The sequence below is a fragment of the Paenibacillus sp. FSL W7-1279 genome (assembly GCF_037969845.1).
Classification (GTDB): domain Bacteria; phylum Bacillota; class Bacilli; order Paenibacillales; family Paenibacillaceae; genus Paenibacillus_AQ.
Genome location: NZ_CP150215.1, coordinates 952861 through 975812 on the forward strand (window position 1 = coordinate 952861; position 22952 = coordinate 975812).

The following is a 22952-nucleotide window of genomic DNA, read 5'->3' on the forward strand; positions in this document are numbered from 1 at the left end:
AGTTTGAAGACCTTTGACTTAAAAATCGTATGGACAATGCTAGGTTATTTGCTGAAAGCCGCGGTGCTCATGATATTTATCTTCCCGTTTCTGTGGATGATCTCCACCTCGCTCCAGACATTCCGGGAAACGATGACGTTTCCGCCAACGTGGATTCCAGCCTCGCCGCAGTGGGGCAACTTCGCGGAGGCGATGCAGGCAGGTCCTTTTCTGACCTATTTCAGGAACTCGGTTGTTGTCACGGGATCCATCATCGTTCTGCAGTTCCTGATCATGATCCCGGCCGCGTACGCATTTGCCAAGTATAAGTTTCCGGGAAAAACGCTGCTGTTCGGCATGATCCTGCTGGCCTTCATGATCCCGGGCCAGGTGACGTTCATTCCGGTCTATCTGATGATGGCCGATTGGGGATTGGTCAAAACCCTGCTGCCGCAGATTATCCCGTTCATCTCGAATGCCTTCGGCATCTTCCTGCTGCGGCAATATTTCATGCAGATTCCGGAGGAAATCATTGAAGCGGCCCGCCTTGATAATGCGAGTGAATTCAAAATCATTCGAAAAATCATGATTCCCATGTCGAAGCCGGCACTGGCTACCATTGCGCTGTTCAGCTTTGTCAGCCACTGGAATGACTATTTTTGGCCGCTCGTCATGACCGATTCTGCTGCTGTCCGGCCGCTGACCCTGGGGATCGCCATGCTAAGGGAGACTGAGGGCATCAGCAACTGGCATATCATTATGGCCGGGAATGTGATTCTGGTGGTGCCGATCCTGCTTGTGTATGTATTCTGCTCGAAACACATCGTGAAGGCTTTTGTTTATTCAGGCATTAAATAATTACAGGAAATGACAGGGTTCAGCAATTCATAATCGAATAATTAATGGAGGAATGAGTCATATGAAATCCAAATGGTATACACTGCTATCCGTCATCATGCTGTTCAGTTTGCTTGCCGCATGCGGTGGCGGGGGAACTTCCAGTGATCCAGGCGAAGCCCCGGGCAGCGGGGGAACCGAAGCCCCGTCCGGAGACAAAGGGAAAACCACGGTTCAGTTCTGGCACTCGCTGGGCGGCAAGAACGGGGAATACATGGACGCGCTCATCCAGCGTTTTAATGCATCCCATGAGGATATCGAGGTGATAGGCACCTTCCAGGGAAGTTATGACGAGACGGTAACCAAGCTGCAGCAAGCGATAGCATCCGATACCGGTCCGGACGTCAGTATGCTGGAGCGAGCCTACGTTCAGATGTTCGCCGATTCGGAAGTGCTTGAAGATCTGACGCCTTATCTAGAAGGCTCTGGCATCAGCGTTGACGACTTTACGCCGGGACTGATGGGACATTCCACCTTCAATGATCAATTAGTATCGCTGCCGCTGAACCGTTCCACCCCGATTCTGCATGTGAACAAAACATTGCTGGATGAGCAGGGTCTTCAAATTCCGACCACATGGGAGGAGCTGAAGGAGGTCGCCAATGCGCTGGTGGTTAAGGAAGGCAGCGAGTATAAGCGCTACGGCGTTACGATGCCTTATGACACTTGGTATCCGATTGCCATGATCTCGCAGGCTGGCGGCACTTTTTTCAACGATGATAATACGTCGATCGGCTTCGGGGATAACGGCGCAGGCGCCAAGATGTTCACTTACCTTAAAGACCTGCAAAGCACAGGCGCCTTGTATTATCCGCCGGCCCAGGATTCCGGCAACATTGTGAACAGCATGTTTGTGGAAGGCAAGGTCGGAATGATGTATCAATCGACGGGATCGATTGGCGGGCTGTCCAGCGCGGTGGATTTCGATTACGTGACGGCATTCCTGCCTAAGGACGAAGTATATGCGAATCCGACCGGAGGCGCGAATGTGACGATGCTGTCCTCTTCCAAGAACAAGGAAGCGGCATGGGAGTTCATCCGGTGGATGGAGATGGAAGAGGAAGGCGGTCTTGAATTTATTTTGCAATCCGGTTATCTGCCTTTCACGAAGAAGATGGTAGAGTCGGAGAAGATCCAAGAGCTGTGGGCCAAGGAACCGAACCGCAAAGTCGCCTATGATCAGCTGGAATTTGCGACCGATACCAATAAGGACGTAGCATGGCCGGAGATTATGCATGAGTTCTTCTCGGCCATGGAAGCGATCATGTACGACAGCAAGGATATTCCGGCTACGCTGGATACCTTCAAGAAAGAGACGGAACGGATTTTGGCCCAATAACAACTGGTAAAGGAGTGGCAGGACATATGATCGAACGACTACGGGAACCATCCTGTACGATGGTGGCTGCACATCGCGGGTATAAATCAGCTTATCCGGAAAATACGCTGCTGGCCTTTCGCAAGGCGCTGGAGTTAGGGGTAGATATGCTGGAGTTTGATCTTCGGCTGACGCGGGATAAGGAAGTGGTGGTTATCCATGATGCAACGGTTCAGCGCACGACGAGCGGCGCCGGCGAGGTGAGGGATTATACGCTTGCAGAGCTGAAATCCCTCGATGCGGGCGGCTGGTTCGCTCGGGAGTTTGAGGGATTGAAGATCCCGACGCTTGCGGAGCTATGCGAACTGCTCCGGGAATATCCCGAAGTTCTGTGCAACGTGGAGATTAAGCCAAGCCCTGATGCTATAGAGGCAGCAGACCTGGCGATTGATGTGCTGAACCGATACGGGTACCTGCAGCGCTGTGTATTCACCTGCTTCGATGCAGAAGTTCTGACCCATATTCATGATACGCATGGACTGAAGACCCAGGGTTTTCCTGGCGAGAAAATGTCCCGATTTGTCCTCGGCGAGGATGGAACCTACTCCAAGATGTGGGCAATCGGCGTGGAGATGCCGCTGCTTACGCCGGAGCTCGTTGCCCGGTTTCAGGAGCAGGGACTGCTGGTCTGGAGCTATTGTCCGGACGATGAGGAGGGTGTCCGCTATTCGCTGGAATGCGGGGTTACCGGCATGACCTGCAATGACCCGCTGCCGGCGATGGCTGTGATCGGAAAGAAGGGCACGCCGATATGACCTCCATTTTATCGAATGTCCGAAGTTTGGCGGCGGACTTACCTGCTAGGCAGCTTTCGAATCTGGATGAAGTGGAGCTGGTTCGGATCCAGTCCGGAGCTCTGCGCGAGGTCGCGGGTTACCTTGAGACGAAACGCTGGACCTCGGTGGTGATGGTCGTCGACGGCAATACCTATGACGTAGCGGGCCAGCCGCTTGCGAGCCTGCTCACGAAATCCTCGATTCAGGTCCAAGTCACCAGGCTTCATCCGGACCGGAAGGGAGATGTTATCGCGGATGAGGTTTCCCTGATTCAGGTCATACTGGATATCCAGCAAAGCGGGGCGAAGGCGGTGCTGGCGGTAGGCGGGGGAACGATTCATGATATTAGCCGGTATGCTGCCTATACCGCGGGTATTCCGTTCATCTCTATACCCACGGCCGCTTCGGTGGATGGATTTAATTCCAAGGGAGCACCCATCATTATACGAGGGGAGAAAAAGACGATTCCGGCCATTGGACCGAGCGCGATTTTTGCGGACGTCGATATTCTCATGTCGGCTCCCCCACAGCTTACCGCAGCCGGGTTCGGGGATATGCTGGGCAAGTATACATCCCTGTTCGACTGGAAATTCGGAAGCCTGGTGGCCGATGAACCCTATTTGCAAATCTCGGCGGATATTACGCGATCTGCGCTTAACCAGTGCGTGAAAGGGATGAAACAGATTGCGGAGCGAACCGAGGAGGGGGTGCGCCTCTTAATGGGTGCGCTCGTCGAATCCGGCTTAGCCATGCTGCTGTTCGGTCAATCCCATCCGGCTTCAGGCTCGGAACATCATCTGTCCCACTATTGGGAGATGGAGTTTATCCGGCTGGGGGAGAAGCAGCTGCTGCACGGTGCCAAGGTAGGTGCCGCTTGCGTGGAAATCTCGAAGCTGTATCACCGTCTCGGGGAACAGGGGCTTGAGTTGAACAAAGGCGCACCCCAGGGTGCGGATGATGCTGCACTTCGGATCACGCAGCACTGGAATGAAATCCGGTTGCATATAACGCAAATCCCGGAGCCGGCAGAGCTGGCTGATATGATGCGAACGGTCGGCGGACCGGCTGGGGTGTCGGAGCTTCCGATCAAGAGCGAATTGTTGAAGCGGAGCCTGGGTGAGGCTCACAAGGTTCGAAACAGCCGGTACACGCTGCTCCATGCTTACAATGAACAAGGATATCTGTTCGTAAATTAAGAATCCTCATGCAATGAAATAAGGCTGTTCCCTAAAAGCGGATTATTCTGCTTGGTAGGGGACAGCCTTCTTTGCTTTTATCTTAGTCCGTGTGGTCTTCCGGAGATGGCCAGCCGCCCCAGAGACTAACGGTGTTGCCGTCCGGATCGGTAAAGCTGAAGCTGTAGCCACCGTCCGAAATGTACCTCATATCGCTGACGGTTACTTTTTTGTCCTGAAGATGCCGGTATACCTCATGAATTTCGTTCACCTGCAATTGGACAATGGGTTGAAGATTCCCTTGCATATCCGTAAATTCCAGGCGAGGCACTTCTTCCGTTTGTACTAAGCCGAATCCGACGTCTCCAATGCACAGCCAGGCTGCAGGATCACCTGGGGTAAACGGGAAGGTCAGCGTGACGCCAAGCACCTCCTGGTACCATTTGAGTGATCGTTCCACATTTTTTACTGGCCATTGAATGACGGCTACCCGCTGCGGGATTGTTGCCATTGATTATACACTCCTTTCAGATGGTCCTAACCAGATTAGGCATCGCTGATTGCGATTTTACTTATTAAACGGAAGTTGAGGGTGCAAAAGAAACGGGTCTGAAAAAAATATTTGTCGTAAAGGTAAGCAAATGTCCATCTGGATCCCGGAAGGTAAAGGACAGCGTCTCGCCTGAACGCTGAACATCGCGAAGAAGGATGTTCTGCGAACGTATGGACAGGTAGGCATTGGCGATCGCGTAGGGATTGGCAGACCGAAAACCTTGAAGCAGCTGTTCAAACCAAGCGAAGGGAGGGCCTATAACTTGACTTGATTCCTTGGTTGACACTTCCTGTATATCCTGCTTGACGCTGAAACTTTTCAACCGTTTTCGGGCCCTTTTCAAAGCTTCCTTAACCGCCCCTTCCGTACCGTGGATAAGCTGGGCTGCTTCTTTGGCTGTATAGGAGAAGACATCGACAAGGATAATGAGGACCGTCTGAAGGGCGGTGAGTTGAGATGTAAGCAGCTCCAACGATTCCCTTACCAAGATGCATTGGTCATGGTACGCCTCATGTTTGCCGGCATCTGCCTGTAGAACGGGCTTTTTGTTCTGTTTACGGTACATATCGATCCAAGTGGTCTGCGCTATCCGGTATAGATAGGCTTTGGTAACCTTCCGATTAGGCGTCTGTTCAAGAGCGTGATGGACCTTGATCAGCGATTCTTGCACGATATCCTCAGCGTCCCACTTGGAGCCGGATGCAAGCTGCATGCAATAACTCCTAAGGTCGGGCAATAGCTGGGATAAGTCTTCGTTGAATGGAAATGTCACAAACCTCACTCCTCCTCAGGGTGCTGATACATTCCATATAAACTCAGGAAATTCCTGCAACATGTTGGCAGGGACTAAAGATGTATGAAATATTTATATATATTTAAATCTTTTGAACTAGATAAACTCCTGGATTTTCGCTCTCTCACGTTAATGTCGAATTGTGTAAAATGTCTCATTAACCTCTCAAAAAACGAACATACCTTACCGATAACTAATAAAGTGGAGTCTTATTTCACCATTTTATACCATGATTTTTCGATGTGATTTGTTCATTTTTGTTTGTAGAGAGAAAGTCCTTACAGAAAAAAAAGCACTTGCAAAAATTTTGGACGAATGATCGGATAGGACCCAGGCACTATTTTTGGGGAGGGTTTACAGCATGCTAAAGAGTCTCAAGCAAAAAATGATTACAATGATTTGTTTGCTCTTGCTCGTCAGTCTTGGATCCGTCTTTGCCGTAACTTACAACCGGTCCTCCGTATTGCTTCAGGAGAGCCTGGACAAAGAAGCGCAGCTTAGCGCGGAGAAGCTTGCGCTTCAGATCGACCAATTTCTTGACGTGGAAATTGCAAAGGTTGAAAGCGTGGGGAAATTCGTCACGGGGAATAAAGCGCAAGACTTGCAATTGATACAAGCGGCGCAGGAAGTGAACCCGGAATTCGAAACCTTTTTCTTCTCGTACGATTTGACCGGGAAGAATGTCATTAACTTTCTGGGTGAAGTGACCGATGTATCCGATCGCGTTCATTATCAGGAGGCCGGGAAGGGCGAAGGCAAGCTGGTTGTATCGGAGCCGGTGCTTTCCAAGCGTACGGGCAACAACATCGTAACCATGATCATCCCGTTGATGAAGGATGGAAAACAGTACGGTTATATGGGTTCTACGCTTCCGATCAACGAGGTGCAGAAAAAAGTATCCTCCCAAACCTTCGGAGATACCGGATACGCATTTCTTCTAAGCAAAGCGGGAACGTTCATGTGGCATCCATCAGAGGATTTCGTCCTTCAAAAGAAGGTCGAAGACGTGGAGAGCACGGAATTATCGCAAGCTTTTGACAAGGTGCGTCAAGGAGAGATGGGAGAATTCGAATATGTTCTGGATAACGTCGAATACACGGCTGCTTTCGCTCCATCCAATTTGAATTGGGGCATATTCGTAACGGCACCGACCAAGGAACTGAATGCTCCGATCACGGAGATGTCGGTAACGTTAGTCATTATTTCGGTTGCCGCGCTGGTCGTTTCCGCCGGTGCAGCGGTTTGGTTCACGGCACAGATCGTCCGGCCGATCCGCAGGCTCAACACGGCAGTTAAGGAAGTTGCGGCAGGCGATTTGACCAAGACCATTCAGGTTAGCGGCAAGGATGAAGTTGCCGTCCTTTCCGGCGATTTTAACCAGACAGTATCGCATCTGAAGCATCTGGTCCTCGGTGTGAATGATTCCTCCCGACAAGTTATGTCGGTAACGGAGACCGTTTCGAGCGGGGTGGAGACGGCTATGGACAGCGTGGATCGTATCGGCGCCTCCATTCGTCAAATTGCCAGCGGCGCGAATGCTCACGCCTCAAGCTCCAACGAAATCGCCGTATCGATGAGTGACATGGCTAGCGGGATCGTCAAAATAGCCGAAACGTCCTCCATGGTATCTGAAGCTGCACAGGAGGCGGCAAGTCAAGCGGAGACCGGATCGGTTGTCGTTGAACAAGCGGTGAAGCAGATCGGCAACATCGGCGCGGGCACGACCAAGGTCGGCACGGCAATTGAGCGCTTGAATGAGCGTTCTTCCGAAATCGAGCAGATTCTGAGCTTCATCACGGAAGTGACCTCCCGGATTCGCTTGCTATCCTTGAATGCTTCGATTGAAGCAGCCAGAGCAGGCGAGCATGGACGCGGCTTTGCAGTCGTGGCTGAAGAAGTCAAGAAACTGGCTGGACAATCCGAGGTATCGACCGATCAGATCGCGAAGCTGATTACGGAAATCCGCGAGGACACAATTAACGCCGTACAGGTGATGGACGTAAGCCGGAAGGATGTACAGGATGGAATTGCGCTGATCGAAGAGGTGCGCGAGAAATTCGATAACATTTTGAGTGCGACACGCAACGTGGCTGACCATATTCTGGAGGTATCGGCAGCTTCCGAGGAAATGTCGGCGGGATCCGAACAGGTCAGCGCTTCGGTGGAAGAGCTGAAATCCATCGCAGATCTGACTTCCAGCGACGCCCAAAATGTGTCTGCCGCTGTGGAAGATCAAATCTCAACCATCAAGGAAATTTCGAACTCCGTTAAACATCTGGAGACGGTCGCTCAGGAGCTTAGCAAAGAGCTTGCCAAATTCAGGCTTTAACATTCCGTTCTTATGGACCGCACGTATGGGTACTTGAGAGGGGGGATGCCTGGAAGAAAAGAGGCTCAAATCGTAACGAGGAAGGCAGTAAGTCACGGAAAGTACCAGTAAGTACCAGCAAGACGATGATCAGAGTGTTTCAGGCAGATCGATGCCCTGCCAACCAAGGGGCATCACGATGTACAACTAGATGAAAACTGGAGGAAATGAAGACATGGCTAAGAATTGGAAAAAGGTATTACTAGCAGGGGTAGTCAGCTTATCATTGGTGGCAACGGGTTTTGCTGCAAACGAAGTGCTCACATCACCGGAGGTATCCGCTAAATCAGCTTCGACCAATGCACCCGGACAACTTAAGAAACAATCGGCTTCCCAGCTCGACGAAATTATCGAAAGAGGCTACATCCGGGTTGGTATGACAGGGGATTACAAACCGTTTACATATTTAAATCCTGCTACAAAAGAGTATGAAGGATATGACGTTGACGCTATGGAAGAGCTCGGTAAAGATCTAGGCGTGGAAGTTCGTTACGTCAACACCACATGGTCCAGCATGATGAAGGACCTGCAGGCTGATAAATTCGACATCGCAGTGGGCGGCGTTACCCGCAACACGGCAAGACAAAAAACGGCTTATGTATCCCAAGGGTACATTTCCTTCGGTAAAGCCCCATTGATTCGTGCTGAAGACAAGGACAAATACCTGACGATTGAAGACATTAACAAACCTTCGGTTCGCATTGGCGTGAATCCGGGCGGAACGAACGAGGTGTTCGTACGCGAGCATCTGACGAAAGCTAATGTGACTGTCGTTCCAAATAATCTGGATATCCCGCATTTGGTGGCGGACGGTACGTATGATGTGATGATTACCGATACGATCGAAGCGATTACGTATGCAAAAGCAGATTCCAGACTGTATGCTGCATTGACGGATAAGCCGTTCACGAACAGTGAAAAAGGCTACATGATTCCTCGCGGCGACTTTGAATATGCAAGCTATCTGGAAATGTGGATTGACGAAATGAAGCTGCAAGGCAAGTTTGCGGACATTCATAAAAAATGGTTGGAGTAGGTTGAATCAGGCTATGAGCAGATAGCCAATCCCTGCCAGCAGACCAGGCTGAAGAGCCTGGTCTGCTGGCTTTTTTGTTTTGTCCAATAAAGTGAAGAGGGCGTCCCCTCGGCGTCCGGGAGGTTTACCAACCAAGCAAAAAGGGTAGTAAATAGACATGGACTTTGACCAAAACTACATCAGGATATGAAATGGGGGGCAGACCATGAAGCTTGGTACAAGGATCGCGGCGTGTTTGGTGATGGTATTGATGCTGGCCGCGTGCGGTGCAAAAGAGGAATCGGGGCGCGTGCAGATTGAATTTTTCCAGAATAAGCCTGAGGCTAAGGGCTCCTTTGACGCACTAATTGAGAAATTTAATCAATCCCAGTCCGAGATCAAGGTTGTTCAGGTGAATCCGCCGGATGCGGAGACCGTACTCAAGACAAGAGTTGTCAAGAATGATATTCCTGACATTATCGGCATGGGTGCAACCGATACGTATTCATTGCTGGCGCAAAGCGGCATATTTATGGATTTGACGAATAATCCGCTGCTGAGTCAGGTGGATGAGACCTATGTTCAGATGCTGAAGGACGTAGCGGGGATGGATGAGGTTACGGGCATTCCTTATTCAACGAACGCTAACGGCGTGATGTACAACACGGAAATTTTTAAAGAATTGGGACTCAGCGTTCCCAAGACCTGGGACGAGCTGTTAGCTACGGCGCAGAAGGCCAAGGATGCGGGGGTAATCCCGTTTTATTTCACTTATAAAGACGATTGGCAGACGGTGCTGCCGTTTAACGCGTTGGCATCCAATCTGGAAGGCATAGAGTTTTACATGGATCGCCGGGGAGGCACGGTAACGTTTGCCGAGAAGTATCGAGAGATTGCGGAGAAGCAGCTCGCATTGATGGACTATGGCCATGGGGATAACTTCGGCAAGAACTACGCGGACGGCAACCGGGGGTTTGCGAGAGGTGAATCGGCCATGTATATCCAGGGAACCTGGGCAATTCCGGAAATCCGGAAGGCCAATCCGGATGCGCCGATCGGCTTCTTTCCTTTGCCAACAGGCGATAATCCGGAGGAGAATAAACTGATTTCGGGCGTTGATACTCTACTGGCTATTTCCGAGGATTCGAAGCATAAAGAGGAGGCTCAGCGTTTCATTCAGTTTCTGCTGGAGCCTGAGAATAGCAAGCAATATATTACGGAGCAAACGCTGTTCTCGACCGTTGAGGGCGTAACGCAGGATGATCCTGCCGTTGCAGAGCTGCTGCCTTATCTGGAGCGGGGCCAAGTTATCGACTTTGCCGATCACTATATTCCTGCCGCTGTGCAGCTGAACTCGGTGATCCAATCCTTCCTCCAGAACAGGGACATTGACGGGTATCTACAGAAGCTGGACACCGAATGGGACAAGGTAGCGGACAGACGCTAACGGAGCGATCAACGCTGTGACACGATATCCATGAGCATTGAGGAGGATCCAACATGAACAAGCGTCTTATGCCTTATTATTTGATGACCGTGCCAGCGGTCGTGCTGTTCTTCGTATTTCTGACACTGCCGGCCTTGCAGGGGGTGTATTACTCCTTCACGAACTGGAATGGATTCGGCGATAACTTCGATTTCATCGGATTCAAGAACTACATCAATCTGTTTAAGGACGGCAACGTGGGCAATGCGTATTGGTTTACATTCAAATTCGCGGTCGTGGTAACCATCCTGATCAACATCTTCAGTCTGCTGATTGCCATGGGGCTAAATGCCAGAATCAAAGCGAGGAATTTCCTCAGAGGCATCTACTTTCTTCCGAATATTCTGAGTGTGCTGATCGTTGGTTACATCTTCAACTATCTGTTCTCGAATGTGTTCACCATCTGGGGCCAAAACCTGGGGATCGAGTGGCTGTCCACCAATATTCTGGGCAGTGAACAGCATGCCTGGATCGGTATCGTGGTGGTAGCGGTATGGCAGGGCATAGCATATAACACGATCCTGTATCTCGCGGGGCTCCAGACTATCCCTCAAACACTGTACGAGGCGTCCAATCTCGATGGGGCGAACCGCTGGCAGGAATTTTGGAAAATAACGTTTCCGCTGATCGCGCCATTCTTTACGATCAACATGGTGCTTGCGATGAAGAATTCCCTGATGGTCTTTGACCAGATCGTCGCCCTTACCAACGGCGGGCCAGGCCGGGCCACGCAGTCCATCTCCCATCTGATCTACACCGGCGGCTTTGAGGGAGGGGAGTTTGCCTATCAATCCGCGAACTCCGTGATCTACTTCATCCTGATTGCCACGATATCGATTGTGCAGATTCGATTCCTGCAGAGAAGAGAGGGGGACATGTAATGCGGACGAAAACCAACTGGACGGTGATGATTCTCATCACATTGGGGACGATACTGATCCTGTTCCCGCTGTATATGACAATCACGATTGCGCTCAAAACGCCGGAGGACATGCTGGCTTCCGTGTTCGGCCTGCCGAAGGAGCTTCATTTCGAGAATTTTACGAATGCCATTCGAATGACCAATTTCTTCAACGCGCTGGGCAATAGTGCGATGGTAACGACGGCAACGGTGGTACTGACCCTGCTGACCAATTCGCTTGTCGCTTATGCCATTGCCCGCAATATGAACCGAAAGTTCTTCAAGGGCTTATACTTCTATTTCATTAGCGCTATGTTCATTCCGTTCCCGATTATTATGCTGCCGCTGGTCAAGCTGACAGCCGGGTTCAATATGACGAACCTGGTCGGGTTGACCATCCTGCATACCGTGTATGCATTGGCATTTAACGTATTTGTGTATGTTGGTTATATTAAATCCATTCCGGTTGCGCTGGAGGAAGCGGCTCGGGTGGACGGCACGTCGACTTGGGGAACCTTTTGGAGAATCATATTCCCGATTATGGCACCGATCAATGCGACGGTAGGCATTCTGATCTGCCTTTCGACTTACAATGACTTCCTGCTGCCGCTCATCATTATCAGTGATACGGATTCCTACACGCTTCCGCTTGTGCAGTATATTTTCCAGGGGCAGTTCAATACAGATTTCAATCTGGCCTTTGCTTCATATCTGATGGCGATGCTGCCGATGATCATCATTTATCTGTTCGCCCAGAAGTGGATCATCAATGGCATTACGCAGGGAGCCGTGAAATAAGGAGCGGCTCGGTCCGATCCAAGTTTCCTTCGACGGACAGAGCCTGAACCGGATGCTGTAGGATAGAGGTACGCCAGAGGTTAGTCGTGTATGTGCATGTGCGGCCTGCTAAAATTAACAAAAAGCTGTACTCCGGCATGATGTCCATGATGTCATGCCAGGAGTACAGCTTTTTTGCTGTTATAAGGAGCCCCTCCCGCGAAAGGGTCCTTGCTTATGGCTTGTCCATTTTATAATTGCAGCATGTTCCGTTTCTCCGCATCCGGGTCCTCGATGATCCTGCTGTCGTTGTTGAATATCATCGTTGAGCGCGATGCCGGATCATAAGCTGGCCACGGCAGCGCCTCCGTATCCGGCGAACCATGGCGCGCAAATGATATCCAAGCATCCTGCATCCGGTCGGACAGGGCTTGCGTGGCACCATCGACTTGAACACCGATGTTCTGAAACAGCGCCAGGGTGTTAAATACAAACGGTATTTCCAGGGCATGCATCGCTTTGCCGAGAACCGGATGATTTGGCAGCGTCCAATCGAATCGGTACATCCATACCGGCGCGTGTTTGCTCTGAGCGGAAGCGAATTGCAGGGCCGAACGCCAGAAATACAGGTCAGTCATAATCTGGGCATGTCCGTCGATGCTGTACGGGTATTCCTTGGTGATAGGCGCGGCATCCTGGATACCGGTCATCATTTCAACGGTGCGTACAAGATCGTCTTCCTTCACAAGCGGCATGTCCGGCCGGAAGAACAAGGCGCCTTCATCGAGATTTGTGCCGATCAGGATCGGCACGTCCTTGGCCCAGCCCGATTGAACAGCCTGCAGCGGATCATGAGGCAAAGTGCCCGGTTCCAGCACCGGTTGGAAGATCATGCTGACACCAGGGCCAAATCGTTTCTTCAATCGTTCCCCGGCTTCGAATATTAACTCACCTGTGAGTGATTCAAGCTCATGGACCTTATCAGGCGAGATGTCCAGCTCCTTAAGCAAACCTGCCGTTATCATTTTTGCCTGTTCCGGAGCCATGACTTGGGCAGCACCGCTTTGCATGATAGCCCGGTGAAACAACCCTTTGGCTGCCGGCATTGCAAGTAAGGCCGCGATGCTCATGCTGCCGGCCGACTCTCCGAATACGGTAACCCGCTCCGGATCGCCGCCGAAGCCCGCAATATTGTCCCGCACCCATTCCAGGGCAGCGATCTGGTCCAATAAACCGGTATTGGAGGAGTAGGCTTCGCCGTATGGGGAGAGATGGAGAAAGCCGAGCGGACCCAGCCGGTAATTGATTGTTACCACAATCACGTCGCCCCGGAGTACGAAAGGCGTGCCGTTATAGCTTGGCAAGCTGCCTGAGCCTGTGACGAAAGTGCCCCCGTGAATCCATACCATGACCGGCAGCGGCTCCGCTGGCGTGTTTAGGGGTGCCCACACATTGAGATAGAGGCAATCCTCGGACACGGTTTTGGTAACGCCTCCGCCTAGCATGCTTGAAGTGGATTCAAGCGGTTGAAGGCACATGGGGCTGAAGGCCGTGGTATCCTTTATCCCGTCCCATGGATCGGGGGGCACAGGAGCACGGAATCGAAGCGGGCCAACCGGGGGCTTCGCATAAGGAATTCCCTTCCATACGCGTACTCCGTTTTCCGAACTGCCATGAATACGCCCGGCTTTCGTTTGAACGACAAGTTCTGACATGTTCTCTCTACACCCTTTCTATCTGTGGATCTTTCCTGTCGACCCTATTCGAATGTTATTCATAATGGCTGAAGCGTCATATAGAAGATTTTTACTACTCTATATATACACTTTACCAAGTTAGCGGCATAAGTTCAAAAAAGCACGAATCATGCGAAATTGAGGCAGGAATGTCATGTCACATGAAGAATGTAACAGGGTGGGTCGTATTCGTGGACAACGAATACGGTGTCACCTTTTGGTCCAAGTCATTATAGGTATACTGGAGGGATAAGCATGAACATAGCGATTTTGGGCTGCGGAACGATGGGGACAGCCTATGCGCACAATTTGGCGAAAATGCCGGGAGTAACGGTGACAGGCGTGGTTGATATTAACGCCGGGCGGGCTGAGCGGGCAGCAGCTTTGACTGGGGCGAAGGCATACACGGATGTAGAGTCGCTGTTTGAACAAAAAGATTTGGAAACGGTTGCGGTGTGTCTGCCCACCTATCTCCATAAACCGTTTGTGCTGATGTTAGCTGAAAGAGGGCTGCACGTCATCTGCGAAAAACCGGCTGCATTGACCCTGGAGGACGCACTGGAAATGAAGGCAGCCTGCGAAAAGCATGGAGTCCGCTTGTTTATCGGACATGTCGTTCGATTCTTCCCGAACTATCATGATGCCTATCGGCAGGCCAACTCCGGGAGCATCGGAACACCAAAGATGGCTCACTTTAAGCGGTACGGTTCGTATCCGCAGGGCATGGATGGATGGTATAACGATCCGGGCAAGAGCGGCGGTGTTATCATGGACCTCTTGATTCACGATATCGATTTTGCCTGCTGGCTGTTCGGGGAAGTGGAGTCGGTATATGCTTCCACTGTTAAGCGGGATGAGCCTGAGATGGAGTATGCTCAGCTTACGCTTCATTTTAAAAATAAAGCAATCGCGAGTCTAACCGGCTATTGGGGATATCCCGGACCGTTTACGACGCAGTTCGAAATTTCGGGAAACCAAGGAATCATAAGATTTGATAGCAATCAGGTGCAGTCTCTGGACATTAAATTGGTGAATGCGGAGGCAGGAGAGGGAGCAGCCGTACAGGTTCCTTCAAGCCCAAGCTTGTATGACCCATATTATTACGAGGTGCAGCATTTTATCGAGTGCATCCGGAACGTCAGCGAACCGCTTGTCAGTATCAAGGATGCTTGTTATGCCGTTGAAATCGCTCAGGCAGCGGAGCAATCGGCTCAGACTGGACAGCCCGTGATGATCGGAGGGACAGTTTCATGAAAAAAGTTAAAGTAGGCTTTATTAGCTTTGCCCATATGCATGCAGCGAGTTATCTCTTAGGCATGTTGAAGCGGGATGATGTCGAGGTGGTCGGAGTCGCGGATGAGAACGCGGAGCGCGTGCGTCCTTACTCTGTGGACCGGGGAATCCCATATTATGCAGACTACAATGAATTGCTGGCACAGGAGCTGGATGCGGTTGTCATCTGTTCGGAAAATGCACGACATGCAGAATTTACCAAGCTTGCCGCTGCGGCGGGTAAGCATGTGCTGTGCGAGAAGCCATTAGGTTTGTCCGAGTCCGAGATGCTGGAGATGATTCAAGTGTGCAAGGATCATGGCGTTCAGCTTATGACGGCTTTTCCTTGCCGTTATATTACCTCCGTTCGTCAGGCGAAGGAAGCGATTGACGCGGGACAAATCGGTGAGATTTTGGCCATGAAGGGAACCAACCGGGGAAGCATGCCTGGCGGCTGGTTTATCGAACGGGAGAAATCAGGCGGCGGAGCCGTATTGGACCATACCGTCCATGTGATGGACCTGATGCACTGGTTTACCGGCAGCAAGGCAGAGGAAGTGTACGCCCATGCGGAAACACTCTTCAATGACACGGAGATTGACGATGCTGGCATGGTCCACGTCAAATTCGCGAATGGCGTTGTTGCTGTACTGGACCCAAGCTGGTCCCGTAATCGTACCTTCCCGACCTGGGGAGATGTAACGCTTGAGATCATCGGCACCAAGGGTGTGCTGAACATTGATTCTTTTGCCCAGAAGAACGATGTCTACAGCGATGTAACTGGTAAAGCTGCGTGGAGCTTCTGGGGCGATGATATGGATGCAGGTCTTGTCAACAGCTTTATCGACAGCATTCGCGACGGCAAGCCGGTCGAAATAACAGGGGAAGACGGGTACTATTCTGCCCGTGTAGCCATTGCAGCGTATGAATCCGCAAGCACCAAGCGTACCGTTCAGCTGAAACCGCTGGGGTAAATGCGATTTTTCCGGCTATAGCCGTACAGCAGGATGCACGCTCGGTTAGGTGTCGCCGTCGACGACATGCAGGAAGCCTTTCCCAGGATCCATAATGAGAATCATATCATGGCAAAAGCCTCTTTCGATCTTTGTAATCGAAGGGGGCTTTTTGATGTTGGCAAAAAAGATCAAAAACGTCCTTCTTCCATTTGGTATTCTTAATAACAAAGGAGGGCCTGACCTTGAGTACCCAGCGTATCATCCAAAAAAGCATAGCGTACATGGAGCAGCATCTGGAGGAGCAGCTGACCCTCGCGGATATTGCGGCCCATGCCGGTTTTTCGCCATATCACTTCCACCGCTTGTTTCGGAAGGAGGTCGGTATGAACATCGCGGATTACCTTAGAAAACGAAGACTCTGTTATGCAGCACAGCTTCTGCTGCACTCCGAGGCTGCGATTATCGACATCTCCCTGCACTGCCACTTCGAGAGTCAGGAGTCGTTTACGAGAGCATTCAAAAAATTATACGGCATGCCGCCGGGGCGTTACCGGAAAATCTTTGCGGTTCACGCTCATCACTCAAGCCACTATAAAGGAGAGGATCACATGCAGCAGCAATCTCAATCCGAATTAAAAGGCTGGTTTCTGAGCGGAAGCCACCCGCATGATTATGAAATCGGCGTCGATCGTTCCATCGTCCACCAAGGAAGGACTTCCGGTTACCTAAAAGCCCTTACCCCCATGGAGGCTGGCGCATTTGCGACCATGATGCAGCAGTTCAAAGCCGATAAGTATGCGGGCAAACGGATGCGGTTCTCCGGATTTGTCAAAACCGAGAACGTCAAAGAATACTGCGGGCTGTGGATGCGCGTTGATAACCGTGCGGAGGACGTGCTTCAGTTCGATAATATGAACGATCGGCGCATTGTGGGCAGTACGCACTGGAATCACTACGCCATCGTGCTCGACGTACCCGAGGAGAGCGCCACGATCTCGATCGGTGTTCTGCTGATGGGGGCAGGCGAGGTGTGGCTGGACAGCCTCCGTTTTGAAGAGGTGGAACTTAGCGTACCGACGACGAACCTCGATCTTCACTATGATCTGCTGGAGGAGCCTACCAATTTATCGTTTGAAGAGTGAGGTGGAGGGGGTTCACGCTGCTATGGAAATGAATGAATCCTGGATCGTCGATGGATAGGGGATTCCCCGTACAACCATTAGGCAGAAGTCCTTCCTTATCGGAGGGCTTCTTCTTTTTTTCTCCATGGATGAATGGTTGCGTTGCATCATATTTACTCCTATGATGGTCTTGAGCAATTATCCCTATCATTATGATAATCATAGATAGCTTCAGCGCATTAGAAACAACTCTTATTATCCGCATCTTTTCTTGTATACGATATTTCTGAAGAAAACGAGCATCTATTTGCCAAAAGGAAGGTGTACCATGCACGTAATAACGCTATGCGGATCGACCAAGTTTAAAGCACAGTTTCGGGAAGTCGAAGCTGCGCTTACGTTAAGCGGACATATCGTTCTTAGTGTCGGTTTTTTGAGCAGAGCGACGGGATGGCGATCACGGGGGAGCAGGAGCGCCAGCTTAAAGAGCTGCACTTCCGCAAAATCGATAGGTCGGACGAAATCTTTGTAATCGATGTGAATGGCTATATTGGAGACAGCACTCGGGCCGAAATTGAATACGCCAGCAGTCATGGTAAGAAGGTACGGTATTATTCAAAGGAGCAACTGTAGTAGTCTGCTCCTCGAAGCCCCCGCATTTATGATATTCGTTGACGGACAGATCGGACGTTTGTTTACTAAAAAACGGTCTTCCGAACGAGCTCGATATCTTTCTCTGTATACCCGTTTTTACGAACTAGGATTCAGGATGGGCACTAGCATTCACGCCCATGGCAATGATATTGAATCCATATGCTTTTTTTGTTATAATTCCCAAATGGCGGTGGTGGATTCAATGGATATTTATATGGTTATTCAGCAGTTATATCCGACTTTCTCGAAGAAAGAACAGTTGGTAGCGAATTATATTCTTCAAGAAGGTCAATCAATTAATAACATGAATATATCTGTGCTGGCGAACCATGTCGGTGTCTCGAATGGGACAATCACGCATTTTTGCAAGAAGATTGGTTGCAATAATTTTGCCGAATTGAAGGTTCAGTTGGGCAGGCTTCGTACTGCGACGGCTCCTTCGGCGGAGGACAATATTCTCATTCAAGTATCTAAATTCTATCAGACGGTCATTGAGCGTTCGAATCAATTACTGGACATTACATATTTGCATCGACTTGCTGAAGCGATTAAGAGCGCAGCGCGAATTTACATATACGGAATCGGGAGCTCGGGACTTTCAGCGAAAGAAATGATGCTTCGCTTGCTGCGTATGGGCTTCAATGTGCAGAGTATTACGGATTCTCATTTAATGCTGATCAATAGTTCGATATTGAATGAGAATGATTTCGTTATTGCGATTTCCAGTTCAGGGGAAACGTCTGTTATTGTCGACGCAACTAGAATTGCAAAGAATAATGGGTGCAAAGTCATCTGTCTGACCAGCTTCTCCGAAAGTACGCTGGCGCAACAAGTGGACTCTTTTATTTTGGTCTCCAATACATTGTTTGTTGATAAAGAAAGGTTTGTAAACAGTCAATTTTCCGTCATGTATGCGATAGATATTTTATGCATGATCTTACTTGCGGATCCGGATTTAAATAGTCGGATGCAAATTACAGTTAATACGATTCTTGAACATAATCGAATGGATTAAAAATAAAGCTTTCATCGTACCTGTGAACCTCAGAAGTTGACGTATTTTGCGTCTACTGGAGGGACACAGGTTTTTTTATTGCCATTGTTCATACTAAGTGTCATAGAGTAATTACCAATTAATAAAATTATTTTAGTGAAATTATATTTACTAAAATAATTTCATGATGTAGAATTGACATATCGCGATGGAATACAATGATTGATCCATTAGGAGGAAAATCCATGTTTAAACAGTTGCAAAAGCTTGGTAAGTCATTTATGTTACCGATTGCAATCCTACCTGCTGCGGGTTTGCTGCTTGGGATTGGGGGAGCCTTATCGAATGCGAATACGATTGCTGCATATCCGATTCTGAATACGCGGTTTTTACAAGCTGTTTTTCAAATTATGTCGGCAGCCGGCAATGTTGTGTTTGCCAACTTAGCGCTAATCATGTGTATTGGTCTTGCCGTGGGGTTAGCGAAAAAAGATAAAGGTACTGCTGCGCTGGCGGCGGCCGTCTCGTTCCTGGTTATGAATGCATCGATTGGTGCAATGATCACGGTATTTAATCCAAGCGTTGAATCCATTGACACCGGAGTTGTAGGGGCTATTGTCATTGGTATCCTGGTTACTTATTTGAACAATCGATACCGGGGGATTCAATTACCTTCCTTTCTAGGATTTTTTGGAGGCTCGAGGTTTATTCCGATCGTCTCATCGTTTAGTGCTATTTTCGTAGGCGGGATCTTCTTCTTAATCTGGCCTACATTTCAAGGCTGGCTGGTAGCGGCAGGGACTGCTATAGCCGGAATGGGCTATTTCGGTACCTATTTATACGGATTCCTGCTTCGTCTTACAGGTGCTGTCGGTCTACACCATATGATTTATCCGATGTTCTGGTTCACAGAGCTGGGCGGTGTCGCCACGGTTGCAGGTCAGCAAGTGGTGGGTGCGCAGAAAATCTTTTTTGCCGAACTGGCTGATCCGAATCATGCTGGAATGTTCTCCGAAGGAACCCGTTTTTTTGCAGGACGTTTTGCTACGATGATGTTTGGTCTTCCTGCGGCCTGTCTTGCGATGTATCATTGCGTTCCGAAGCACCGTCGCAAGCTTGTGTTTGGTTTGTTCTTTAGTGCAGCGCTGACATCGTTTCTAACAGGGATTACGGAGCCGATTGAGTTTATGTTCTTATTCGTCGCTCCTTGGTTATACGTGATTCATGCGGCTCTAGATGGTCTATCCTTTATGATCGCGGATATGTTATCCGTTCGTATCGGAAATACCTTCTCTGGCGGGGCCATCGACTTCATGCTCTTTGGGGTTCTGCAGGGGAATGCCAAAACGAATTGGATCTATGTCATTATTGTGGGGCTTCTCTGGGCTATCATCTATTACCTTGTGTTCCGCTTCTTAATTGCGAAATTCAATGTGGCGACACCTGGACGTGAAAGTGATGGGGAGAGCGTATCGGTTGAAACCAAGGACAGCATTGGAGAGACCGCGATGAAAGTGCTGAATGCGCTTGGTGGCAAGGAGAACCTGGAAGATGTCGATGCATGTATTACGAGACTTCGCGTTGCAGTCAAAGATGTATCGAAAGTAGATAAGGATACAATTAAAGAACTGGGCGCTACTGCAGTATTGGAAGTAAAAGGCGGGATTCAGGCTGTATTTGGCGCAAAAGCCGACTTAATTAAACAAAAGATAAATGAGGCTATTGGAGAAGAATAAAAGAGGATATGGCATGGAGGGAACATATTGTGAAACGAGGATTAATTGTATCATGTCAGGCTTTGCCAGGCGAACCGTTGCATAGTTCGTTTATTATGGGACGTATGGCCATTGCGGCAGCCGAATCCGGTGCGGTGGGGATCCGTGCGAATAGCGTTGAAGACATCGAGGAAATAAAGAAGCAAGTTGAGCTGCCCATTATTGGCATTATCAAAAAAGACTATCCGGGCATGCAATCGTTCATTACAGCGACCATGACCGAAGTGGATGCGCTTGTTGGTACGGGGGTTGAGATTATTGCTGTGCAAGCAACGATGGATCAGGATGAGGCATTCCTGCAATCGATCTTTACAAAATATCCTTCGCAGAAGTTCATGGCGGATATCTCCACAACGGAAGAGGGGGTGCGAGCAGATCGATTGGGGTTCCACTACATTGGAACGACCCTTATTGGTTATACACCGCAGTCCCAGCATGTGGAGAAGTTCACTGTGCTGGAAGAACTGATTAAGCAGTGTAAGAAGCCAGTCATTGCAGAAGGCAACTTCAACACACCGGAGCAGGCGGCAAAAGCGATCGAAATGGGAGCTTATTGTGTGGTTGTAGGCAGTGCCATAACAAGGCCGCAAATCATCACGAAATGGTTCTCGAATGCGGTAAACGAAATTCTATAACAAAAGAGGCATACAGTTGTACGATAGCTATCCGCGCACCCTTAATAAAAGGCGGGGCTGTCCCCAAAGTCATTGAGGATGACTTAGGGACAGCCCCGCCTTTTTTCAATCTTGTGCATTCAATATACATGAACGAACGGTTTTACAGATAAAGCACCAACGCAATAATAGCAGCGAGCACGATCCGATAGATCGCAAACGGCACCAGCTTGATCCGGTTAATCAGCTTCAGGAAGAAGCGGATGGAGATCAAGGCGAAGACGAAGGCTGCCACGAAACCGGCGATGAAGAACGGAAGAGCCTCCAGCGTGAAGTATTCCCAGTTCTTCAGCAGCGACAGTAAGCTGGCTCCGAACATGATCGGCACAGCCATAATGAAGGTGAAGTCAGCCGCTGCGCGGTGACTCATTCCGAGCATGACGCCTCCGGAGATGGTGGAGCCGGAGCGGGAGAAGCCCGGCCAGAGCGACAGACACTGAATCAGACCGACGCTGAATGCCTGTTTGTACGTAATTTGGTCGACAGTGACCACGTTCGGTTCTTTTTTCGAGCTGACTTTATCGGCAACGATCATGAAGATGGCTCCGATCACAAGTCCGATAAGCACCGTTTCGGTGGAAAATAAATGCTCGTCAATCAGGTCTTCGAACAAGACGCCCAGAACACCGGCCGGAATCAAACCGACGATAACCTGGCTGAGCTTCAATCTGCCTGTACCCGCCGGTACGCCGGCTTCAGGCTTTTTGCGTTTGAGTCCCAAGAGATCCAGGAAGCGGTCCTTAAACACAACGAGGACGGCGAGAATGGAGCCAAGCTGAATGACAACCTTGAAGGTGTTGGCTACGTATTTCGTCAGAAACTCTTCGGATTTCAGCCACATATCATCAACGATGATCATATGTCCGGTTGAGGATACAGGAGCGAACTCGGTCAGTCCCTCGACGATTCCCAGAATAATTGCTTTCAGGATGGTTAAAAAATCCATGACCTATAGTCTCTCCCTTACAAAAAATATTAAATGTAATGATATGAATGATGAATGGCATGAAGTGCGTGATTCAATCTTCAACTTTTCAGCGGGCACCCGATTTTAAGCTGACTTTCTCCGCTTGCGGAAGAAAAGGAACAGAAACGCAATCCCGGCCACAGCTATTACAGCATAAGCGATATTGGAATAGACGTCCATGAAAGCCACGATTTTTTCCCATGAACCGCCGACGGCGGCTCCCACGCATACCAGAATAACGTTCCAGATCAGTGTACCGATCGTCGTGAAGAGGAGGAACATGCCGAACTTCATGTTGGACATCCCCGCCGGGATGGAGATCAGGCTTCGGATCAGTGGAATCATGCGGCAGAACAGGACGGTCCAGTAGCCGTATTTATCAAACCACGCATCCGCCTTGCGGATGTCTTCTTTTTTGACGCGGAGGATATGTCCCCAACGATCCACGATTTTTTCAAGCCGCTCGACATCGAGCAGGCGACCAATCCCGTACAGAATAACAGCACCGGCTATAGATCCGATCGTAGCGGCAATGATAACGCCTGGCACCGTCAATTTTGTGTAGGTGGTCATGAATCCGCCGAAGGTAAGAATGACCTCGGAGGGGATTGGAGGAAACACGTTTTCCAGGGCAATCATCAGCAGGATGCCGATATAGCCGAACTGCTCCATAATATCCGTAATCCAGTTTTCCAAAAGTTACAC

General features: G+C 49.9%; 20 protein-coding genes and 1 pseudogene. 16 read left to right on the forward strand and 5 right to left on the reverse strand.

What is annotated here, in order from left to right; genetic code table 11:
* Positions 1-3 precede the first annotated feature (3 nt).
* The 4 genes from MKY82_RS04070 (at position 4) to MKY82_RS04085 (ending at position 4226) form a co-directional block, all read left to right on the forward strand.
* The gene (locus MKY82_RS04070; RefSeq protein WP_194540854.1) at positions 4-837 is read left to right on the forward strand and encodes a carbohydrate ABC transporter permease; all 834 of its coding nucleotides are present in this window, start codon (positions 4-6) and stop codon (positions 835-837) included.
* 61 nt (positions 838-898) lie between these two features.
* Positions 899-2215, forward strand: a complete 1317-nt coding sequence (locus tag MKY82_RS04075) for an ABC transporter substrate-binding protein (protein ID WP_194540855.1) — start codon at positions 899-901, stop codon at positions 2213-2215.
* A gap of 26 nt (positions 2216-2241) precedes the next feature.
* A complete protein-coding gene (locus MKY82_RS04080; RefSeq protein ID WP_220686596.1) occupies positions 2242-3009 on the forward strand; it encodes a glycerophosphodiester phosphodiesterase family protein in 768 nt (255 codons plus the stop codon).
* Positions 3006-4226 (forward strand): sn-glycerol-1-phosphate dehydrogenase, encoded by a 1221-nt coding sequence (locus MKY82_RS04085; RefSeq protein ID WP_194540857.1) that lies wholly within the window; start codon positions 3006-3008, stop codon positions 4224-4226. The genes MKY82_RS04080 and MKY82_RS04085 overlap by 4 nt, the downstream gene beginning before the upstream one ends.
* An 82-nt stretch (positions 4227-4308) precedes the next feature.
* On the opposite strand, the gene MKY82_RS04090 is transcribed toward MKY82_RS04085, so the two are convergent.
* Positions 4309-4716, reverse strand: coding sequence for a VOC family protein (locus MKY82_RS04090; protein ID WP_339295538.1), 408 nt, complete (start codon positions 4714-4716; stop codon positions 4309-4311).
* Between the two features lie 64 nt (positions 4717-4780).
* Positions 4781-5470 (reverse strand): RNA polymerase sigma factor, encoded by a 690-nt coding sequence (locus MKY82_RS04095; protein ID WP_339295539.1) that lies wholly within the window; start codon positions 5468-5470, stop codon positions 4781-4783.
* Between the two features lie 442 nt (positions 5471-5912).
* On the opposite strand from MKY82_RS04095, the gene MKY82_RS04100 reads away from it, so the two are divergent.
* From MKY82_RS04100 to MKY82_RS04120, 5 genes are all read left to right on the forward strand, one after another.
* Positions 5913-7880: a methyl-accepting chemotaxis protein gene (locus MKY82_RS04100; RefSeq protein WP_220686595.1), complete on the forward strand. Its 1968-nt coding sequence runs from the start codon at positions 5913-5915 to the stop codon at positions 7878-7880.
* A 214-nt stretch (positions 7881-8094) separates the two neighbouring features.
* Positions 8095-8955, forward strand: coding sequence for a transporter substrate-binding domain-containing protein (locus tag MKY82_RS04105; RefSeq protein WP_194540859.1), 861 nt, complete (start codon positions 8095-8097; stop codon positions 8953-8955).
* A gap of 205 nt (positions 8956-9160) precedes the next feature.
* Positions 9161-10381 carry an extracellular solute-binding protein gene (locus tag MKY82_RS04110; protein ID WP_220686594.1) on the forward strand — a complete coding sequence of 407 codons (1221 nt, stop codon included), beginning with the start codon at positions 9161-9163 and terminating at the stop codon, positions 10379-10381.
* A gap of 53 nt (positions 10382-10434) precedes the next feature.
* Positions 10435-11301 carry a sugar ABC transporter permease gene (locus MKY82_RS04115; protein ID WP_220686593.1) on the forward strand — a complete coding sequence of 289 codons (867 nt, stop codon included), beginning with the start codon at positions 10435-10437 and terminating at the stop codon, positions 11299-11301.
* Entirely contained in the window at positions 11301-12119 is an 819-nt protein-coding gene (locus MKY82_RS04120) for a carbohydrate ABC transporter permease (RefSeq protein WP_194540862.1), read from the forward strand. Before MKY82_RS04115 ends, MKY82_RS04120 begins: the two co-directional genes overlap by 1 nt.
* A gap of 230 nt (positions 12120-12349) precedes the next feature.
* Here the strand turns inward: MKY82_RS04120 and MKY82_RS04125 are convergent, their stop codons facing one another.
* Positions 12350-13813 carry a carboxylesterase/lipase family protein gene (locus MKY82_RS04125; protein ID WP_339295540.1) on the reverse strand — a complete coding sequence of 488 codons (1464 nt, stop codon included), beginning with the start codon at positions 13811-13813 and terminating at the stop codon, positions 12350-12352.
* 276 nt (positions 13814-14089) lie between these two features.
* Here MKY82_RS04125 and MKY82_RS04130 point away from each other — a divergent pair, with 276 nt between their 5' ends.
* The 7 genes and pseudogenes from MKY82_RS04130 to MKY82_RS04160 all read left to right on the forward strand — a co-directional run bounded on the left by MKY82_RS04130 (position 14090) and on the right by MKY82_RS04160 (position 21241).
* Entirely contained in the window at positions 14090-15088 is a 999-nt protein-coding gene (locus MKY82_RS04130) for a Gfo/Idh/MocA family oxidoreductase (RefSeq protein ID WP_339295541.1), read from the forward strand.
* The gene (locus MKY82_RS04135; protein WP_194540865.1) at positions 15085-16080 is read left to right on the forward strand and encodes a Gfo/Idh/MocA family oxidoreductase; all 996 of its coding nucleotides are present in this window, start codon (positions 15085-15087) and stop codon (positions 16078-16080) included. The genes MKY82_RS04130 and MKY82_RS04135 overlap by 4 nt, the downstream gene beginning before the upstream one ends.
* Positions 16081-16304: 224 nt before the next feature.
* A complete protein-coding gene (locus MKY82_RS04140) occupies positions 16305-17204 on the forward strand; it encodes an AraC family transcriptional regulator (RefSeq protein WP_220686589.1) in 900 nt (299 codons plus the stop codon).
* Between the two features lie 307 nt (positions 17205-17511).
* Positions 17512-17816, forward strand: a pseudogene (locus tag MKY82_RS04145) (DUF4406 domain-containing protein).
* Positions 17817-18039: 223 nt separating this feature from the next.
* Complete coding sequence (locus MKY82_RS04150; RefSeq protein WP_339295542.1) at positions 18040-18852, forward strand: MurR/RpiR family transcriptional regulator; 813 nt, start codon at positions 18040-18042, stop codon at positions 18850-18852.
* A gap of 224 nt (positions 18853-19076) precedes the next feature.
* Positions 19077-20567 carry a PTS transporter subunit EIIC gene (locus MKY82_RS04155; protein WP_339295543.1) on the forward strand — a complete coding sequence of 497 codons (1491 nt, stop codon included), beginning with the start codon at positions 19077-19079 and terminating at the stop codon, positions 20565-20567.
* A gap of 8 nt (positions 20568-20575) precedes the next feature.
* The gene (locus tag MKY82_RS04160) at positions 20576-21241 is read left to right on the forward strand and encodes an N-acetylmannosamine-6-phosphate 2-epimerase (protein WP_194540870.1); all 666 of its coding nucleotides are present in this window, start codon (positions 20576-20578) and stop codon (positions 21239-21241) included.
* Between the two features lie 142 nt (positions 21242-21383).
* Here the strand turns inward: MKY82_RS04160 and MKY82_RS04165 are convergent, their stop codons facing one another.
* Positions 21384-22226 carry an undecaprenyl-diphosphate phosphatase gene (locus MKY82_RS04165; protein ID WP_339295544.1) on the reverse strand — a complete coding sequence of 281 codons (843 nt, stop codon included), beginning with the start codon at positions 22224-22226 and terminating at the stop codon, positions 21384-21386.
* Positions 22227-22331: 105 nt separating this feature from the next.
* Positions 22332-22943, reverse strand: coding sequence for a DedA family protein (locus tag MKY82_RS04170; RefSeq protein ID WP_113058241.1), 612 nt, complete (start codon positions 22941-22943; stop codon positions 22332-22334).
* Positions 22944-22952 lie beyond the last annotated feature (9 nt).

Bases quoted from the DNA above. Each gene is read 5' to 3' on its own strand.
- MKY82_RS04130 (WP_339295541.1), top strand. From the start codon at position 14,090: ATGAACATAGCGATTTTGGGCTGCGGAACGATGGGGACAGCCTATGCG.
- MKY82_RS04165 (WP_339295544.1), bottom strand. From the start codon at position 22,226: ATGGATTTTTTAACCATCCTGAAAGCAATTATTCTGGGAATCGTCGAG.
- MKY82_RS04115 (WP_220686593.1), top strand. From the start codon at position 10,435: ATGAACAAGCGTCTTATGCCTTATTATTTGATGACCGTGCCAGCGGTC.
- MKY82_RS04135 (WP_194540865.1), top strand. From the start codon at position 15,085: ATGAAAAAAGTTAAAGTAGGCTTTATTAGCTTTGCCCATATGCATGCA.
- MKY82_RS04075 (WP_194540855.1), top strand. From the start codon at position 899: ATGAAATCCAAATGGTATACACTGCTATCCGTCATCATGCTGTTCAGT.
- MKY82_RS04155 (WP_339295543.1), top strand. From the start codon at position 19,077: ATGTTTAAACAGTTGCAAAAGCTTGGTAAGTCATTTATGTTACCGATT.
- MKY82_RS04090 (WP_339295538.1), bottom strand. From the start codon at position 4,716: ATGGCAACAATCCCGCAGCGGGTAGCCGTCATTCAATGGCCAGTAAAA.
- MKY82_RS04120 (WP_194540862.1), top strand. From the start codon at position 11,301: ATGCGGACGAAAACCAACTGGACGGTGATGATTCTCATCACATTGGGG.
- MKY82_RS04105 (WP_194540859.1), top strand. From the start codon at position 8,095: ATGGCTAAGAATTGGAAAAAGGTATTACTAGCAGGGGTAGTCAGCTTA.
- MKY82_RS04095 (WP_339295539.1), bottom strand. From the start codon at position 5,470: ATGCAGCTTGCATCCGGCTCCAAGTGGGACGCTGAGGATATCGTGCAA.
- MKY82_RS04080 (WP_220686596.1), top strand. From the start codon at position 2,242: ATGATCGAACGACTACGGGAACCATCCTGTACGATGGTGGCTGCACAT.
- MKY82_RS04160 (WP_194540870.1), top strand. From the start codon at position 20,576: ATGGCATGGAGGGAACATATTGTGAAACGAGGATTAATTGTATCATGT.
- MKY82_RS04110 (WP_220686594.1), top strand. From the start codon at position 9,161: ATGAAGCTTGGTACAAGGATCGCGGCGTGTTTGGTGATGGTATTGATG.
- MKY82_RS04085 (WP_194540857.1), top strand. From the start codon at position 3,006: ATGACCTCCATTTTATCGAATGTCCGAAGTTTGGCGGCGGACTTACCT.
- MKY82_RS04150 (WP_339295542.1), top strand. From the start codon at position 18,040: ATGGATATTTATATGGTTATTCAGCAGTTATATCCGACTTTCTCGAAG.
- MKY82_RS04125 (WP_339295540.1), bottom strand. From the start codon at position 13,813: ATGTCAGAACTTGTCGTTCAAACGAAAGCCGGGCGTATTCATGGCAGT.
- MKY82_RS04100 (WP_220686595.1), top strand. From the start codon at position 5,913: ATGCTAAAGAGTCTCAAGCAAAAAATGATTACAATGATTTGTTTGCTC.